The sequence below is a fragment of the Hymenobacter tenuis genome, assembly GCF_054780495.1.
The window spans coordinates 16880-32077 of record NZ_BAAGWF010000004.1; the positions used below are offsets into that span (position 1 = coordinate 16880).

The window sequence follows — 15198 nt, forward strand, 5'->3', positions numbered from 1 at the left end:
TTCCCTCAAAAATGTTTAATTTTGTGCATCCCAAAGTGTTGCCCTTTCCTAATCACCCCAACTGACTCTATATGTCCAAGTTGAGAATACTCTACGCTGCCACGGAAATCAACCCGTTTTTGCAGACCACCAAGGTAGCGGAGTTTTTGCGGCGCCTGCCGCAGGGAATGCAGGAAATGGGGATGGAAATCCGCATTTTCGTACCGCGTTTCGGCATTATCAATGAGCGGAAAAACCGCTTGCATGAAGTTGTGCGCCTCTCCGGAATTAATATTGCTGTTGGCGAGGATGAAAAGCCGCTCATTATCAAAGTTGCCTCTATTCCGAACGCGAAGCTACAGGTATACTTCATTGATAACGAAGATTATTTTCACCGCAAGTCCGTGTTGGTAGACAAGAACGACAAGTTCCACGCTGACAATGACGAGCGGGCCATTTTCTTCTGCAAAGGTGTGTTGGAAACGGTAAAGAAGCTAGGCTGGGCGCCGGACATTGTGCATTGCAATGACTGGATGACGGGCCTGATTCCGATGTACCTGAAAACGACGTACAAAAAGGACCCGATTTTCAAAGATGCCAAATCGGTATTTACCATCTACAATAATGAGTTCGACTTCAAGTTTGAAGGCGATATTATTGAGAAGGCGAAAATGCTGGACATTGACGATGACATGCTGGCAGCGCTGAAAACAGCTGACTTCGGTGGCTTCATCAAAGTAGGCATGGAGTACGCTGACACGGTAGTGAAGTCTGATGAAGACTTCAGCGAGAACCTGAAAACCCTGTTTTCGGAGTACACCGGCAAGAAACAAATTGAGCAGGTCGGCGCCGACGACAACCTGCTGACCTCATACTACGCTCTATATAATGAATTGGCCAGCTAGCGCCAGCCGACTCGCTTCGGTTTCCCTTATTGCCGCCTCTTTGCTTGGTATTGCTACCAGCTGTGAGGAAGCCAACGACCTTGGCCTCGAGTTGCCCGGCACATCTCCTATTACATCTCAGTACCTTGATATTCCGGTAACGGCCTATACGGTTCGTCAGCAACCGGTAGAAACAGCGAAGGCAAATCACCTGCTGGTGGGTCGGCTCCGCGATAACCTCGTGGGTACTACCACCGCGCGGGCTTACACGAACATTCAGGTAGAGCCTTATCTGACTACTTCGCTGCCTGATTCGTTGCCGGCCAAGTTCACTAATGTCAAGCTCGACTCAGTCGTTTTCAGCATGGCATTTGATGAGGTATATGGTACCGCCGCGCAGCCATTCCGGTTTGATCTTCATACGCTTCAGGAGCGTATGGATGACCGAGCGGTATTCAACTCTAGCTCATCGGTAGCTACCAGCACTACATTGCTCTCTAACTTTTCGGCCCCGCTCAACCGCGACCGAAAAGTCAAGGTGCCGCTGTCGACCAATACCACTACCACCCAAGATAGCGTACTAGTAACGGTACCAGATCGGGTAATTCGGGTACGCATGCTGAAGTACCCGGGCACGGCAGCACTGGCTAATTCGGTATTTGCAGCCATGCAAGATGCCGGCTTCAACCAGGAAAAACTGAATGCTGTGTGGAAGGGCATTGCGATGACTCCCGCAGCGGACTTCTCCGGCACTATTGTAGGATTCAACCGGACTGTAAATAGCCGGGTAACCTTTTACTTTACTGGAGCCAATAGCGCTGGCAAGACCGGTAAATACCACGTTTACTCGCTTTATTTCGGGCATATTCCCATCCAGCCCCTAGTAACGGATTCAAAGTTCTTCACCCAGCTCACTACTGATTTTAGCGGCTCACCACTTGCCACGCTCACTGACCCTATTCAACAGCTGGCCGCTAGTGCTACCGATGGGTATACGTACATGCAGGAAGGCACTGGCTTGGCTACGCGCATAGAGTTTCAGGGCCTCGAAAGCATCCGTAACAACAACGACTTAGTAGTTAACCGCGCTGAGCTGCGGATTCCAATCAAGCCGCTAAGTAATGGCCTGTTTCCATACCCTAACAACCTCTATCTATATGAGGTGAATAGCAACAACCAAGTGCTGACCCGTACTGTTGGGCCTACGGTATACGAGCGTTTGGTACAGCGAGAGGGCAGTAACCAGGCCGGTCCTATAAGACCTACCAGCGTAGGTGAGCCAACCTCGGCAGTATTTCCAGCTGATCAGGATCCGGCTCAGGAGTATCGCGTTTCAATAACAGAGTATCTGCAGGCCTACCTGCAAAACCGTCTGGATGGGGAACTGCCTACGGGTCTGCTCCTGTCGCCAATCCTGCGCAGTAACTTTGCGCTAACTCTGAACCGAGCGCAGGTTGACGCCAATAAAATCACATTACGCGTATACTACTCCAAGTTACGCTAGCGAGAACAACTTAGTCTTACTTGCTTTTAAGGGCGGCACAGCTTTTGCTGTTGCCGCCCGATTTTCTTTCCTTTTCGGAGGTTTCTGCTCTGCCACAACTAAATAAATTATGTGCGGAATTGTCGCTTACATTGGACACCGTGAGGCTTGTCCTATCATCATCAAAGGCCTGCGTCGCTTAGAGTACCGCGGCTACGATTCTGCTGGCGTAGCGCTGCTGAACGGCCAGCTTAGTGTTTACAAGAAAAAAGGTAAGGTAGCTGACCTCGAAGCCTATATAGCTGAAGAGGATACGCACGCCAATATTGGCATGGGCCATACCCGTTGGGCTACCCACGGCGAGCCAAACGACGTGAACGCTCACCCGCATTACTCTACTTCTGAGCGAATTGCCATTATCCACAATGGCATTATTGAGAATTATGCGGCGTTGAAAACGCACTTGCAGCAGCAGGGCCACCAGTTTCATTCTGATACGGACACCGAAGTTTTCGTTAATCTGATTGAAGAAGTCCAGAAGCAGAACAACTGCACGCTAGAGGAAGCTGTTCGTCTGGCATTGCATGAGGTAGTAGGTGCCTACGCTATTGTGGTGCTAAGCAAAGACGAGCCTGGCCAGCTAATTGCAGCTCGTAAAGGCTCACCTCTCGTAATCGGGGTAGGCAAAGACGAATTTTTCTTGGCTTCGGATGCTACTCCAATCATTGAATATACCAATGAAGTAGTCTATGTAAATGACTATGAAATTGTTGTTATCCGGGATGGTAAGCTGGACATTCGGACCAAGGAAGACGTGCAGCAGACTCCTTACATTCAGAAGCTGGAGCTTGAGCTCGACAGCATCGAAAAAGGTGGCTATGAGCACTTCATGCTGAAAGAGATTTTCGAGCAGCCCCGGTCTATCCTCGATTCGATGAGGGGTCGTTTGGAACTCGAGGCAGGGCACCTGAATATGGGCGGCGTGCGGGCTTATGAGCGTAAGTTTGTTAACGCTGAACGCATTCTGATTGTAGCCTGTGGCACTTCGTGGCATGCTGGCTTGGTAGCTGAATACCTGTTAGAAGACTTAGCTCGTATTCCAGTTGAAGTAGAGTACGCTTCGGAATTCCGTTATCGCAATCCTATCATCACAGAACGCGACATCGTAATTGCGATTTCGCAATCCGGTGAAACGGCGGATACCTTGGCGGCTATAGAACTGGCCAAGAGCCGCGGTGCTACCATCTTTGGTATCTGCAACGTGGTGGGCAGCAGCATTGCGCGTGCTACCGATGCAGGTGCCTACACGCACGCAGGCCCCGAAATTGGCGTAGCTTCAACTAAAGCCTTCACGGCCCAGGTAACGGTTCTGACGTTGCTAGCCATGATTGTTGGCCATAAGCGCGGTACTCTAACGGATACTCGTCTGCGCGAATTGATGGTGGAACTCAGCAGCATTCCAGCTAAAGTTGAGAAAGCATTGCTGTTGAATGATGAAATCGAGAAGATTTCTGAAATCTTCAAGGATGCTACTAACTTCCTGTACCTAGGTCGGGGTTACAACTTCCCGGTAGCTTTGGAAGGCGCGCTTAAGCTGAAGGAAATCAGCTACATTCATGCCGAAGGCTACCCGGCTGCCGAAATGAAGCACGGGCCTATCGCCCTCATTGATGAGAACATGCCCGTAGTAGTTATTGCTACCAAGGATAGCTCGTACGAGAAGGTGGTAAGTAACATCCAGGAAGTGAAGGCCCGCAAAGGCCGCATCATTGCCATTGTAACAGAAGGCGACGATGTAATTCCGGCTATGGCTGAGTTCACGATTGAAGTGCCTGCTACGAGCGATGCGCTGATGCCTTTGGTATCGGTGGTACCGTTGCAGTTGCTGTCGTATCACATTGCGGTTCTGCGGGGCTGCAACGTCGATCAGCCACGTAACTTGGCTAAATCGGTAACGGTAGAGTAACCGTTTGCGAGAATCAAAAAAGGCCGCTTCGAGCAATCGAGGCGGCCTTTTTTAGTTATTGTTTACTGGTACTAGCGGTCAGCATAAACGTTTCGCCCCGCAGATGCATCCTTTTAAGTAAAGAACACGGCTTATAGCGCTGCTCATGGGTATCCTGATATACGCGTTCTAGCGTCTGATACACACGGCTTATTCCAATATAGTTCGCCCAAGTGCATGGCCCGTATGGACTACCTGCCTGCAGCATAAGATCTATTTCCTGGGCCGACGCTACCCCTTCTTGCAGCGCAAAGCATGCCTCATTGATACTTTGGCACACTACGCGGGGTAGCAGAAGCGCCACGCGGTCCTGCACCACGCAATAGCGCGTACCGAGGGAGGCACACACGGTAGCCAGTTGAGTAGCATCCTCAGCACGGTACCAGGCGACCTCCATGATGGGTCGGTTTACTAGGGTGGGCAAACCGCTAAACCCAAAAACAGGCCCGAACGGTGGGGCCTCGTTGTGGAAGAGTTCGGCCAGGCTATGGGAAGTCGTACTATAAAAGAGGGGCTGCCGAGGCTGCTCGTAATGTAGTTCAGGCCACTCACGCAGATCAAAGGCAACATCGGCGGCACCCAAGCGGGTGAGCAGATCGGGAGCCGATGCCAGGCAGAAGTCGTAGGTATGGCCTGGCCCGAACTTGCGCCGGAACTCCTGCTCTAGGTGCTGGCCCTCGACAATAAAGAGATGCATCTTTTTTCAACTTACTTTCGCTGAAAGATACTGGTTCCTCTCCCACCAACGACTTCGCCCTTGCTATGGCCAACTCAATCGTTTATTCCGACCAAGCCCCTGCTCCTATTGGCCCGTACAGCCAAGCTATTCAGGCAGGCAATACCGTGTACGTATCCGGCCAGATTGCCCTAGATTCCACCACCGGTCAACTAGTTGGTGATGGCGACGTGGCGCAGGAAACCCACCAAGTAATGCGCAACATTGAGGCGGTATTGCAGGCCGCGGGCTTCACGTTGCGTGATATCGTGAAGTGCAGCATTTTTGTGAAAGACCTCGGCAACTTTGGCCTTATCAATGAAATCTACGGCAGCTATTTTTCTGCTGATTATGCCCCTGCCCGGGAAACGGTGGAGGTAAGCCGCTTGCCCAAAGATGTACAGGTAGAAATATCCTGCATTGCGGTGAAATAGCAAGGAAAGGCCGCTCGTTGCGGCTTTTCTACTCTTCTTTCTTACCTCATCATTCTACTCCTTATCCTGTATGAAAGAGTTGGGCATATTTCTGTTTCTGGCGGGCCTGCTTTCCATGCTGGCGCCGTTACTGCTGCCGGCTAATTTCCGGTTTCCGTTACTGGACTGGATTACAACCTGGGGCCCGACTATAGCTTGGCTAATCCGGGGCGGCATAACCTTGCTGGGACTGGGGCTTTGGCTTCGTTTCAAGAATCAGGAGTAGATGCGGCGCCCTACCCCTCGCAAGCCGGTTAAGCTCCTGATCAAGCCTAGTAATTTCCCGCCGCAAAACGTGCTCACGCGCGCCATGCCTCCGGAGCTAGTGGGCCAGAAGGAGTTTGAGCACTACCACTTCATTGGGTTTGATTTAAGTCAAGCTGATTTGGCCGGCCGCCTGTTCAGCGACTGCCTATTTGAGAACTGTAACCTAGCGGGTAGCACTATTGCCAACGCTTCGCTTCAGAATGTAGCTTTTGAAGGCTGCAAGCTACTGGGCGTGCAGTTTGAGGTGTGCCGGGATATGCTGTTCGGAGTACATTTCGATAAGTGCCAGCTCGACTATGCCTCTTTCCACGGCAAAGTCATGCCCAATACCCGCTTCGTAGGCTGCTCATTACAAGAAGCCAATTTCACGCAAACTGACCTTTCCGGGGCCGTTTTTCATAACTGCCAGTTGCGCCGCGCCGTGTTTAGCCGGACTCGCCTGATTGGCGCCGACTTTCGAACGGCACAGGAGGTACTGCTAGACCCGGAACAGAACGAGATGAAACAAGCTCGCTTCAGCTTGGAAGGCCTACCGGGGTTGCTCAGTAAGTACGACCTAGTGATTAGCTAAGCAATGCCGCATCAGGAGGTGGAATAGCTCAGTCATTCTGCTTCTGATGCCAATTTTATATCCTATTAGCTCCCCTGCTAATTACCTACCTTTGCGGCGCGTTTCGGACCTGAATCGGACGTGAGAATTAGCTGTTTGTATGGAAAGAGAAGTACGGGTACGTTTTGCACCCAGCCCCACCGGGCCGCTGCACATTGGCGGCGTGCGCACTGCGCTATATAACTATCTGTTGGCTCGCAAGCTGGGCGGCAAAATGCTGCTCCGCATTGAGGACACCGACCAGAACCGCTTTGTACCCGGCGCCGAGGATTACATCCGTCAGAGCCTGGAGTGGTGCGGCATCACGCTGGACGAAAGCCCCTGGAACGGCGGCCCGCATGCCCCCTACCGCCAGAGTGAGCGCAAGCCCATGTACATGCAGTATGCCCAGCAGCTGATTGACAGCGGCCATGCCTACTATGCCTTTGATACCCCCGAGGACCTAGACGCCATGCGCGCGCGCCTCACGGCGGCCAAGGTGCCTAACCCACAGTACAACAGCATCACGCGCGCCCAAATGCGCAACTCGCTTACCTTGCCCGCCGAGGAAGTAAAGCAGCTGCTGGACAGCGGTGCGCAGTATGTCATCCGTTTGAAAGTACCCCGCAAGGAGGAAATTCGCTTCAACGACCTCATTCGTGGCTGGGTGGTGGTGCACTCGTCATCGGTGGATGATAAAGTGCTGATGAAGTCTGATGGCATGCCAACTTACCACTTGGCCAACATCGTCGACGACCATCTGATGGAAATCACCCACGTTATTCGGGGTGAAGAGTGGCTGCCTTCCGCGCCTTTGCACGTGCTGCTGTACCGCTACCTGGGTTGGGAAGACACTATGCCTCAGTTTGCCCACTTGCCGCTGCTGCTGAAGCCCGATGGTACCGGCAAGCTCAGCAAGCGCGACGGCGACCGACTAGGCTTCCCGGTATTCCCGCTGGAGTGGCACGGCAAAGATTCCGAAACCGGCGAGCCAACCGTGAGCAGCGGCTACCGCGAAAGCGGCTATCTGCCCGAGGCTTTTATCAACTTCCTGGCTTTTCTGGGCTGGAACCCCGGCTCGCAGCAGGAACTGTTCACCATGGACGAGCTGATTGAGGCTTTCTCGATTGAGCGAGTGAGCAAGTCGCCGGCCCGCTTCGATCAGAATAAAGTGCGCTGGTACAACGAGCAGTATCTGCGGGCGAAACCGGATGCTGAACTAGCAGGCTACCTCACCGCCAGCCTGCAGGCCCAGGGCGTGGAAGTTGCCGCCGATAAAGCCGAGCAGATTGCGGCTCTGGTAAAAGAGCGCGCTACCTTCCCCGCCGACCTAGCCAAGGAAGCCCAGATTTTCTTCCAGCGCCCCACTAGCTACGATGAGCAGGTAATCAGCAAGAAATGGAATGCCCAGGTGGCCGCGGCGCTTGCCGAGTTTGCCCAGGAGCTGCCCACCACATCTGACACTCCCCCCGAAGGCATCAAGAACCTGCTGACGCAAGTGTTGGAGCGCCAAGGCATCAAAATTGGGCAGGTGCTGCAAGCACTACGCGTGGCCGTAACAGGCGCCGGCGCCGGCCCCGACCTAATGCATATCATGAGCATTTTGGGTACCCAGGAAACAGCAGCCCGCCTACAGCAGGCGTTGGCTCAGTTGCCCGCCTAGGTTCCGGAGTTGTTCTAACTGGTTGTAAAAAGCCTGCCCGACCGTATGTGTCGGGCGGGCTTTTTTGTTGGTGGCGTGCGGTTTAGTATCTGGTTCTAAGCTTCCGCATCAACCGGCTGGCGGGTGGCCTCGTACTATCATCTTCAGGCCTGCTTGTTCCGTGGGCCACCTGCTGTTGAACCGACTATTGCCTATACTATCATGGCCAAAAAACCAGTCAACCCCAAAAAGAAGAAAAACGACCCCGAGAAAAAGGCTCGCGTGCATAAGGAGCTGGAAGGCTTTGAGATTAAAGTAAATCCGCTCGGCGAAATCACTTCCAATTATTCCATCGAGGATATTAACCTGTTTCTGAATCGCCACGTGCGGGATAAGAAACTGGTAAACCGGGATGGGCAATTTGGCGAAAAGGACGAGGAAGAAGACTTCCCGCTGGAAGAAGGCGTGCAGGAGCCCGAAGAGTCGGATGAGGACTTTATGCGTCGCACAAGCCGCGAGGCAAAGAAAAAAGGCCCAAAAGCAGAAGCTGAGCCCGACGTTGACTTACCAAAAGAAGACGACGAGGAGTAGGTTTACGCCCGTTTAATACCTAGTACCAAGAGCCTTTTCTTACCTCTGTGCCCACCGGAATTATTGGGTGCTATAGGTAAGGAAAGGCTCTTTATGCTGATTGGACGGTGGCAGCCGCCCATTTCTATGCGGCTTTTGCTATACTTGGGGGTAGTATTTCATCCTTCATACCTCAGGTCCTTTTATGCAATCCCACGACGTTGACTACAAAATCCTTGGTACGGATATTCAAGTATTGGAAGTAGAGCTTGACCCCAACGAAACCGTTATTGCCGAAGCCGGGGCCATGGTATACATGTCGGAAGCCATTGCCTTCGAAACTAAAATGGGGGACGGCTCCGAGCCCGATCAAGGCCTAATGGGCAAACTTTTCTCGGCCGGTACACGCCTGATTACCGGCGAGTCGCTGTTCATGACGCACTTTACGCACCGCGGTGGCTATGGCAAGGCCCACGTAGCCTTTTCTGCCCCTTACCCCGGCACCATCATCCCCATTGACTTACGCGAGCTGCCGCAGGGCCTGATTGTGCAGAAGGACGGCTTTTTAGCTGCCGCGAGGGGCACCAAAATGGCCATTCATTTCAATCAGAAACTGGGCGCCGGCTTGTTTGGGGGCGAAGGCTTTATTCTGCAGAAGATAACCGGCGACGGCAAAGCCTTTATTCACGCCGGCGGCACCATCATCGAAAAGCGCCTCAACAACGAATTGCTGCGCGTTGATACGGGCTGTGTAGTAGCCTTTGAGCCAGGCATCGACTTCAACATCGTCCGGGCGGGTGGGTTGAAATCAATGATATTCGGGGGCGAAGGCTTGCTGCTAGCCACGCTGCGGGGCACCGGCCGCGTATGGCTGCAGTCGATGCCCGTGAAGAAGCTCATTCAGGCCTTGGCACCTACCGGCGGCAATGCCCGCAAAGAAAGCGGTGGACTATTTGGCAACCTGGTTGGCGGCGTTATGGATCAATAGAAAACCAGGGTTCGGCACCCTGCCTACCCTAGCAAACGAATGGCCCTGCCGGTGGAGCAATTCCGCTGGCAGGGCCATTGTATTATAACAGGCTGACGAATACTAACCGCTGAAGGAAGCTGCAATAACCCCGAGGCTGGCTAGGAGCGCCAACAGCAGCAGCCCCAGTATGCCTACGGCGAAGCTGGTACCGCGCTCAGATTCCTTATCATCGGTTTGTGACCGTCGCCGGCGACGTCTACCGTCGCTGGAACGGTAAGAGGGAGAAGTAACTGACATAGGTGGGATTGTGAGATAGAACGGATGGGAAAAGATAATCTACTTTCTATTAAAAATCCAGTATTTGAAAAGTATTTTTATGCAAATAAGCCAAGCACTGCACTAGCCTATATATGCATGCCCAGTTGGTGGAATAGCCAAATTTTCCAGCCCCAAAAAGCAAACAGCAGCAGCCCCAATCCAATTTGGGCAGCACGCGCGTACTATTTACGATTTTGAACCTTATCTAGATTGGGGTGCGCGGAAGCGGCCTGCACTTTTACGCCTTCGTGGTACCATTCTGAGGGGAGCCGCTGACCGGTTGTTGAGTAGCATTTCCATTCGCCAAACCAGAAAAATCGTGCGCCACTAGGCTCAGCACGGTACCGGGCCTGGCCTTGCTTGGCTAGTTGGTTATTGGGGTGGAAGTAGTTGATGGTTACTAGCCCGTACGGACGGCGGTAGAATTTCTCGGTGCGCTCCAGGGATCCGCTGGGCTGGTACGTGCGCCACTTCCCTGCCGGTAGCCCGTGCCGGTATCGGCCCCGGGTGGCTAGCTGCTGTTCCTCTTTATCATAGTACTCGCGCCAAGGCCCGTGCCGTTGCTCGCCACCACGGTCGAAGCGGTTACGCGACCAGAAACCGACGGGGCCAGACCGCACGTGTACGCATCCGGAGCCCAGCAAGCCTAGTAACAGCAGCATTACAAACGTTACCTGTCTGTTCAGGTAAAGACCAAGGTATCTGTTTAGTACGTGCATCGGAGATAAGGATTAGTTAGCTCCGGAATGTATAACTATTTTTTTAGTTGTTCCAGAATTTCATTCAGCAGCTCCCTAGAATTGCTAAGCCGGGGAACCTTGTGCTGGCCGCCTAGCTTGCCTTTGAAGGCCAACCACCGCTCAAACGTGCCGCTTGGCGCTACGGTGAGTTGCGGCGGTGTAAGAGCAAGGTCGCGGTGGCGCTTGGCGTCGTAGTCGGAGTTGAGTTGGCGCAACGTATTATCGAGCACAGTGGCGAATGCCTGCACATCGGCGGGAGGTTGCGTGAACTCCACGAGCCATTGGTGGCCCCCGCGCGAGGCACCATCATCGGAGGAAAAGTAGATGGGGGCAGCAGTATAGTCGCGGACGGTGGTGCTGGTAGCCAGGCAGGCGGCGGCAATGGCGGCATCGGCGTTTTCTACCACCACTTCTTCGCCAAAGGCGTTGAGAAAGTGCTTGGTGCGGCCGGAAATCCGGATGCGGTAGGGTGCCAATGACGTGAAGCGCACCGTGTCGCCGATCTTATAGCGCCACAGGCCCGCATTGGTGCTGATTATGAGGGCGTACGTTTGGCCCAGCACCACGTCTTCCAGCCCAATGGCTTGTGGTTCGGCTACATCCCATTGGTCGGGCGGCAGAAACTCATAGTAAATACCGTGGTTGAGCAACAGCAGCAACTCCTCGGAGTTGGGTTCGTCCTGCAGGGCGAGGTAGCCTTCGGAGGCGTTGTACACCTCCAGATAGTTCATCTGTGAGCTCGGAATCAGCTGGCGAAATAACTCCCGGTAGGGCCCAAACGCCACGGCCCCGTGCAAAAACAGACCTAGCTTGGGCCATACTTCCAGAATAGAGGCGGCGCCAGCCAGCTCCGTTACGCGGCGCAGTAGCACAATCATCCAGGTAGGTACGCCGGCCAGCACACGCACATCTACGTCCTGCACGTGGCGGGCAATACGCTCAATCTTTTCCTCCCACTCATCCAGCAGGGCCAGCTCCAGCGGTGGCGTACGCACAAACTCGGCCCAGCCCGGCAGGTTCTGCATAATTACGGCCGATACGTCGCCGACCCGGGAGCCGGCATCGGGGGTACGGAAGGGGTTTGGGCTGTGCGTACCCCCTAGTGAAAGGGTTTTGCCGCCCAGAATATTGACCTCGGGGTAGTACAGCGTGGCTAGCGCCGTCATGTCGCGGCCGGCGCGGTAGTGGCCTTCCTGCAACGACTCGCGCGTGACGGGAATAAATTTGCTGCGGGCGTTAGTGGTGCCGCTGCTCTTGGCAAACCATTGCACCGGACCGGGCCACAGCACATCAGCCTCTCCGCGCAGCACCCGCTCTAGTTCCGGGTACAGTTCTTCGTAGCTGCTGATGGGCACGCGCTGGGCAAACTCACGGGCCGTAAGGCCATCTGCAAAGCCATACCGTTGGCCCCATTCAGTGGCGCGAGCGGTGCGCAGCAGACTCTGTAAAACCTGTTGTTGCGCCTCGTGCGGATACTGTCGGATGTGCTCCACGTTGGTCAACCGCCGCTGTACAGCCCAGGTCAGAAGAGTACTAATCACGACGACGTAAGAACAGGTGGGACATAGCGAGTAAGCAAGGATGGGGGTTCTCTCTACCCCAGGCAGCCGAGGAAAGTTACCGTAAATTGGCGGAGCCCGGCAACTTGGGTACTAGCTTCACCACGCAGCCCAAGCCAACTCGCTGACTACTACCCCCGCTTTTCTCTTGAAGCCGATGCTCGGGCTAGTTACTAGCTATACTTTCCGCTTCAACTCAAAATGCTTGCCCAGGTACACGCGGCGTACCATCTCATCTTCGGCTAACTCTTCGGCGGTACCGGCCTTCAGCAGTTTGCCCTCGAAGAGCAGGTAGGCCCTATCAACGATGCTGAGCGTTTCGTTTACGTTGTGGTCGGTGATAAGAATACCGATGTTCTTGTGCTTGAGCTTGGCCACAATGCCCTGAATTTCCTCTACCGCAATCGGGTCGACGCCGGCGAAAGGCTCATCCAGCAGCACAAATTTTGGGTCGACGGCCAGGGCCCGGGCAATTTCGGTGCGGCGCCGCTCGCCACCACTGAGCACGCGGCCCAGGTTTTTGCGCACGTGCGTCAGGCTGAATTCGTTGAGAAGTTCCTCTACCTTGTCGCGCTGGGCCTGCTTTGGCATGTTCGTCATTTCCAGCACCGACAGCACATTCTCTTCCACCGTCAGGTCGCGGAAAACAGAAGCTTCCTGCGCCAGATAGCCAATGCCCAGGCGGGCCCGCTGGTAGATGGGCAAATTGGTAATGTCCCGGCCATCGAGAAATACGCGGCCGGAGTTCGGCTTCACCATGCCCACCGTCATGTAGAACGAGGTGGTTTTGCCCGCACCGTTTGGCCCCAGCAAGCCCACAATCTCGCCCTGCTCCACGTGCAATGACATGTCGTTGACAACGGTGCGCGCTTTGTATTTCTTGACCAGGTGTTCAGCTCGAAGAATCATGCAAGCAAAGGTAAGAAGGTGACGGCGTGAGAAACCAATACGAGCGGAGAGCGGGCCACCTACGAGAGCATGTGGCCCGCTTACTAGCTCCTATCCTTTCAGCAACCCATCCTGCAGCGCTTGCTGCGTAGGCGTGGGGGTAGGCACGGCTTCTACCAGGTTTTTCACTTCAATATCGAACTCGCGAGGAGTGGCTTGCTTTTCCTTCTCGGGACCGGAAGCCGTACTGCGAAACTTCACGCGCACCGGATCGGCAGTTTTGGGCTCTACCAAGGGGCGCAGCAGCTTTTCGGCGGTCTGCATGGTGACGGCCTGCCCATTCACCGCTACAATAATATCGCCTTCATTCAGGCCAAAGGCGTTTTCATCGGCCTTGGTTTTTACGGCCCGGAACTGGTCTTTATCCGCATCGTAGGCAAAACCCAGGCTACCGAACGCCTTCACTTTGGCCTGACCAACGGGAGCATACGCCCACCCAATTTTGCCGAGGTATTCCGCTAGCGGAAGCGGCTCCTTGCCTTGCACGTAGCGCGTGAAAAATTGCTGAATCTCGGGGTTGGTAAGGGTCACGATTTCCGGAATCAGGTCTTTGTCCTCGAAGGACCGAGTGGGGCCGTACTTCTCACGCAGGGCCAGCAGCACGTCGCGCAGGGTTTGGCGGTTCTGGCTTAGCTCCCGGATGCGGATATCGAGAAGCAGCCCGATGAGGGCGCCTTTCTCGTACACGTTGCCATACATGTCTTTGTACGGAGGCTCCAGAATCAGGCGGCTCATTTCCGTAAACGACACGTTTTCAAACTTGTCGGCCTTATCAATCTTGTCCTTGATGCGGTTGCGGAACTCGTCGGGGGTAGTAATTCCGCCCCGCACCTGTACCAACTGCGACACGTACTCTGTTACGCCCTCATACAGCCACAAGTGCTGCGACATTTTGGGGTTGCGGAAGTCAAACTCCCCTATCTCGCGGCTGTGGATGTTCAGCGGAGCCAGCATGTGCAGGAACTCGTGCGAAGCCACTTCCAGCACCATGCTGCGCAAGCGCTCCGGGTCCGGAATTTCGGGCAGGAAGTACAGCGAGGAATAGCTGTGCTCCATGGCGCCATAACCGCCGTTTTTGCTGTTGAGCGGCGAAGTCAGGCTAGGGAAGTAAAACAAGAACTGGTAGCGGGGCACCGGCATCTTCCCGAAGAACTTGGTGAGCGCCTCCGACATCGGCCGCAACATCTGGCTTACGTCCGCGGCTTTCACCACCCCGCTTTCCGACAGCACCGCCACCGAAATACGCGCACCACCCGTGCTGAAGCTGGCCGTATCGGGCTTGGCGTAGAGAATGGGACCGTCGGCCAGAGTCACGTAATCGGGGGCCGTGTATACGTCCTGCGTTGGCGACTCGCGGCGCACCGTGAGGGCCGTGGCGCCGTACAGTTCGGTGGGTTTCTGCACGGTTACCTGGTAGGGCTGCATTTTGTAGCCCTCTAGGTAGCCATAGAACCCGTAGTGGTTGATGGTGAAATTGCGGCCGGCGTCAATGTTGGTGCCGCCAGGCTGGAAGATAAACGAGTCGTCTTGCTTGGCGTCCCAGGTGTCATCTACTAGGTACTCCAGCCGTGCCAACTTCTGGGCTCCATCAATGATAAATAGGTTGGGGCCGCTGTTGCGCACTTTCAGGCGCTTGCCTTGTTTATTGAAGGCTTTGAAATCGGTAACGAAGCGGCCGTAGTCCTTCTTGGAATACGAGCCGGGCACTACTGAGGGAATTACATAGGTAGCTTGCGGCTCCTTCACGTCCGGCGTGTTGATTACCACCCGCACTCGGTCGCTCTGGACGTTCTGTAAGTCGAGGTTAATTTGATAGCCAGCGGGCTGCTGGGCCGCAGCCGTGCCGGCTGCAGTTAGTCCTAGCCCTAGGGCCAGATAAAACGTCTTCATCGAAGCAAAATAGATAGTTGAATGGCAGATAACGCCGCGACCAAGGTACGCATTGCTGCGGGGCCATCGGCTACGCTTATTTGTTAGAAGACCTTGCGTATAGTTGGGCTACCTTGGCACCCTAGGCCCTTCTGGCAATCCAACTGTGCCCTAGCTCACCAGAAAA

At 54.4% G+C, this 15198-nt stretch carries 14 protein-coding genes; 9 read left to right on the forward strand and 5 right to left on the reverse strand.

Going from position 1 to position 15198, the window contains the following annotated elements; translation table 11 throughout:
- Positions 1-71: 71 nt before the first annotated feature.
- The 3 genes from ACYVGU_RS13580 to glmS all read left to right on the forward strand — a co-directional run bounded on the left by ACYVGU_RS13580 (position 72) and on the right by glmS (position 4312).
- Positions 72-884, forward strand: a complete 813-nt coding sequence (locus ACYVGU_RS13580; protein ID WP_460613155.1) for a glycogen/starch synthase — start codon at positions 72-74, stop codon at positions 882-884.
- Positions 868-2367 (forward strand): DUF4270 family protein, encoded by a 1500-nt coding sequence (locus ACYVGU_RS13585; RefSeq protein WP_460622520.1) that lies wholly within the window; start codon positions 868-870, stop codon positions 2365-2367. Before ACYVGU_RS13580 ends, ACYVGU_RS13585 begins: the two co-directional genes overlap by 17 nt.
- Positions 2368-2476: 109 nt before the next feature.
- The gene (gene glmS / locus ACYVGU_RS13590; protein WP_460622521.1) at positions 2477-4312 is read left to right on the forward strand and encodes a glutamine--fructose-6-phosphate aminotransferase; all 1836 of its coding nucleotides are present in this window, start codon (positions 2477-2479) and stop codon (positions 4310-4312) included.
- Between the two features lie 55 nt (positions 4313-4367).
- On the opposite strand, the gene ACYVGU_RS13595 is transcribed toward glmS, so the two are convergent.
- Positions 4368-5048, reverse strand: coding sequence for a 3-hydroxyacyl-CoA dehydrogenase family protein (locus ACYVGU_RS13595; RefSeq protein WP_460622522.1), 681 nt, complete (start codon positions 5046-5048; stop codon positions 4368-4370).
- Between the two features lie 65 nt (positions 5049-5113).
- Between ACYVGU_RS13595 and ACYVGU_RS13600 the strand changes: the two genes are divergently transcribed.
- The 6 genes from ACYVGU_RS13600 (at position 5114) to ACYVGU_RS13625 (ending at position 9595) form a co-directional block, all read left to right on the forward strand.
- Entirely contained in the window at positions 5114-5500 is a 387-nt protein-coding gene (locus ACYVGU_RS13600; RefSeq protein ID WP_460613159.1) for a RidA family protein, read from the forward strand.
- A gap of 70 nt (positions 5501-5570) precedes the next feature.
- Positions 5571-5765, forward strand: a complete 195-nt coding sequence (locus ACYVGU_RS13605; protein WP_460622523.1) for a hypothetical protein — start codon at positions 5571-5573, stop codon at positions 5763-5765.
- Entirely contained in the window at positions 5766-6377 is a 612-nt protein-coding gene (locus ACYVGU_RS13610; protein WP_460622524.1) for a pentapeptide repeat-containing protein, read from the forward strand.
- Between the two features lie 139 nt (positions 6378-6516).
- Positions 6517-8058, forward strand: coding sequence for a glutamate--tRNA ligase (gene gltX / locus ACYVGU_RS13615; RefSeq protein WP_460622525.1), 1542 nt, complete (start codon positions 6517-6519; stop codon positions 8056-8058).
- A gap of 201 nt (positions 8059-8259) precedes the next feature.
- The gene (locus tag ACYVGU_RS13620) at positions 8260-8628 is read left to right on the forward strand and encodes a hypothetical protein (RefSeq protein WP_460622526.1); all 369 of its coding nucleotides are present in this window, start codon (positions 8260-8262) and stop codon (positions 8626-8628) included.
- Positions 8629-8812: 184 nt separating this feature from the next.
- Positions 8813-9595 carry an AIM24 family protein gene (locus tag ACYVGU_RS13625; RefSeq protein ID WP_460613164.1) on the forward strand — a complete coding sequence of 261 codons (783 nt, stop codon included), beginning with the start codon at positions 8813-8815 and terminating at the stop codon, positions 9593-9595.
- Positions 9596-10077: 482 nt separating this feature from the next.
- On the opposite strand, the gene ACYVGU_RS13630 is transcribed toward ACYVGU_RS13625, so the two are convergent.
- The 4 genes from ACYVGU_RS13630 to ACYVGU_RS13645 all read right to left on the reverse strand — a co-directional run bounded on the left by ACYVGU_RS13630 (position 10078) and on the right by ACYVGU_RS13645 (position 15032).
- Positions 10078-10557 carry a toxin-antitoxin system YwqK family antitoxin gene (locus tag ACYVGU_RS13630; protein ID WP_460622527.1) on the reverse strand — a complete coding sequence of 160 codons (480 nt, stop codon included), beginning with the start codon at positions 10555-10557 and terminating at the stop codon, positions 10078-10080.
- 92 nt (positions 10558-10649) lie between these two features.
- Positions 10650-12176: a GH3 auxin-responsive promoter family protein gene (locus ACYVGU_RS13635; protein ID WP_460622528.1), complete on the reverse strand. Its 1527-nt coding sequence runs from the start codon at positions 12174-12176 to the stop codon at positions 10650-10652.
- 195 nt (positions 12177-12371) lie between these two features.
- Complete coding sequence (gene lptB, locus ACYVGU_RS13640; protein ID WP_460622529.1) at positions 12372-13103, reverse strand: LPS export ABC transporter ATP-binding protein; 732 nt, start codon at positions 13101-13103, stop codon at positions 12372-12374.
- A 90-nt stretch (positions 13104-13193) separates the two neighbouring features.
- On the reverse strand, positions 13194-15032 hold the full coding sequence (locus ACYVGU_RS13645; RefSeq protein WP_460622530.1) for a M61 metallopeptidase family protein: 1839 nt from the start codon (positions 15030-15032) through the stop codon (positions 13194-13196).
- Positions 15033-15198: the final 166 nt, after the last annotated feature.

Coding starts and splice junctions, on each gene's coding strand:
- ACYVGU_RS13610 (WP_460622524.1), top strand. CDS start 5,766: ATGCGGCGCCCTACCCCTCGCAAGCCGGTTAAGCTCCTGATCAAGCCT.
- gltX (WP_460622525.1), top strand. CDS start 6,517: ATGGAAAGAGAAGTACGGGTACGTTTTGCACCCAGCCCCACCGGGCCG.
- ACYVGU_RS13645 (WP_460622530.1), bottom strand. CDS start 15,032: ATGAAGACGTTTTATCTGGCCCTAGGGCTAGGACTAACTGCAGCCGGC.
- ACYVGU_RS13600 (WP_460613159.1), top strand. CDS start 5,114: ATGGCCAACTCAATCGTTTATTCCGACCAAGCCCCTGCTCCTATTGGC.
- ACYVGU_RS13585 (WP_460622520.1), top strand. CDS start 868: ATGAATTGGCCAGCTAGCGCCAGCCGACTCGCTTCGGTTTCCCTTATT.
- ACYVGU_RS13625 (WP_460613164.1), top strand. CDS start 8,813: ATGCAATCCCACGACGTTGACTACAAAATCCTTGGTACGGATATTCAA.
- ACYVGU_RS13630 (WP_460622527.1), bottom strand. CDS start 10,557: ATGCTGCTGTTACTAGGCTTGCTGGGCTCCGGATGCGTACACGTGCGG.
- lptB (WP_460622529.1), bottom strand. CDS start 13,103: ATGATTCTTCGAGCTGAACACCTGGTCAAGAAATACAAAGCGCGCACC.
- glmS (WP_460622521.1), top strand. CDS start 2,477: ATGTGCGGAATTGTCGCTTACATTGGACACCGTGAGGCTTGTCCTATC.
- ACYVGU_RS13620 (WP_460622526.1), top strand. CDS start 8,260: ATGGCCAAAAAACCAGTCAACCCCAAAAAGAAGAAAAACGACCCCGAG.
- ACYVGU_RS13605 (WP_460622523.1), top strand. CDS start 5,571: ATGAAAGAGTTGGGCATATTTCTGTTTCTGGCGGGCCTGCTTTCCATG.
- ACYVGU_RS13580 (WP_460613155.1), top strand. CDS start 72: ATGTCCAAGTTGAGAATACTCTACGCTGCCACGGAAATCAACCCGTTT.
- ACYVGU_RS13595 (WP_460622522.1), bottom strand. CDS start 5,048: ATGCATCTCTTTATTGTCGAGGGCCAGCACCTAGAGCAGGAGTTCCGG.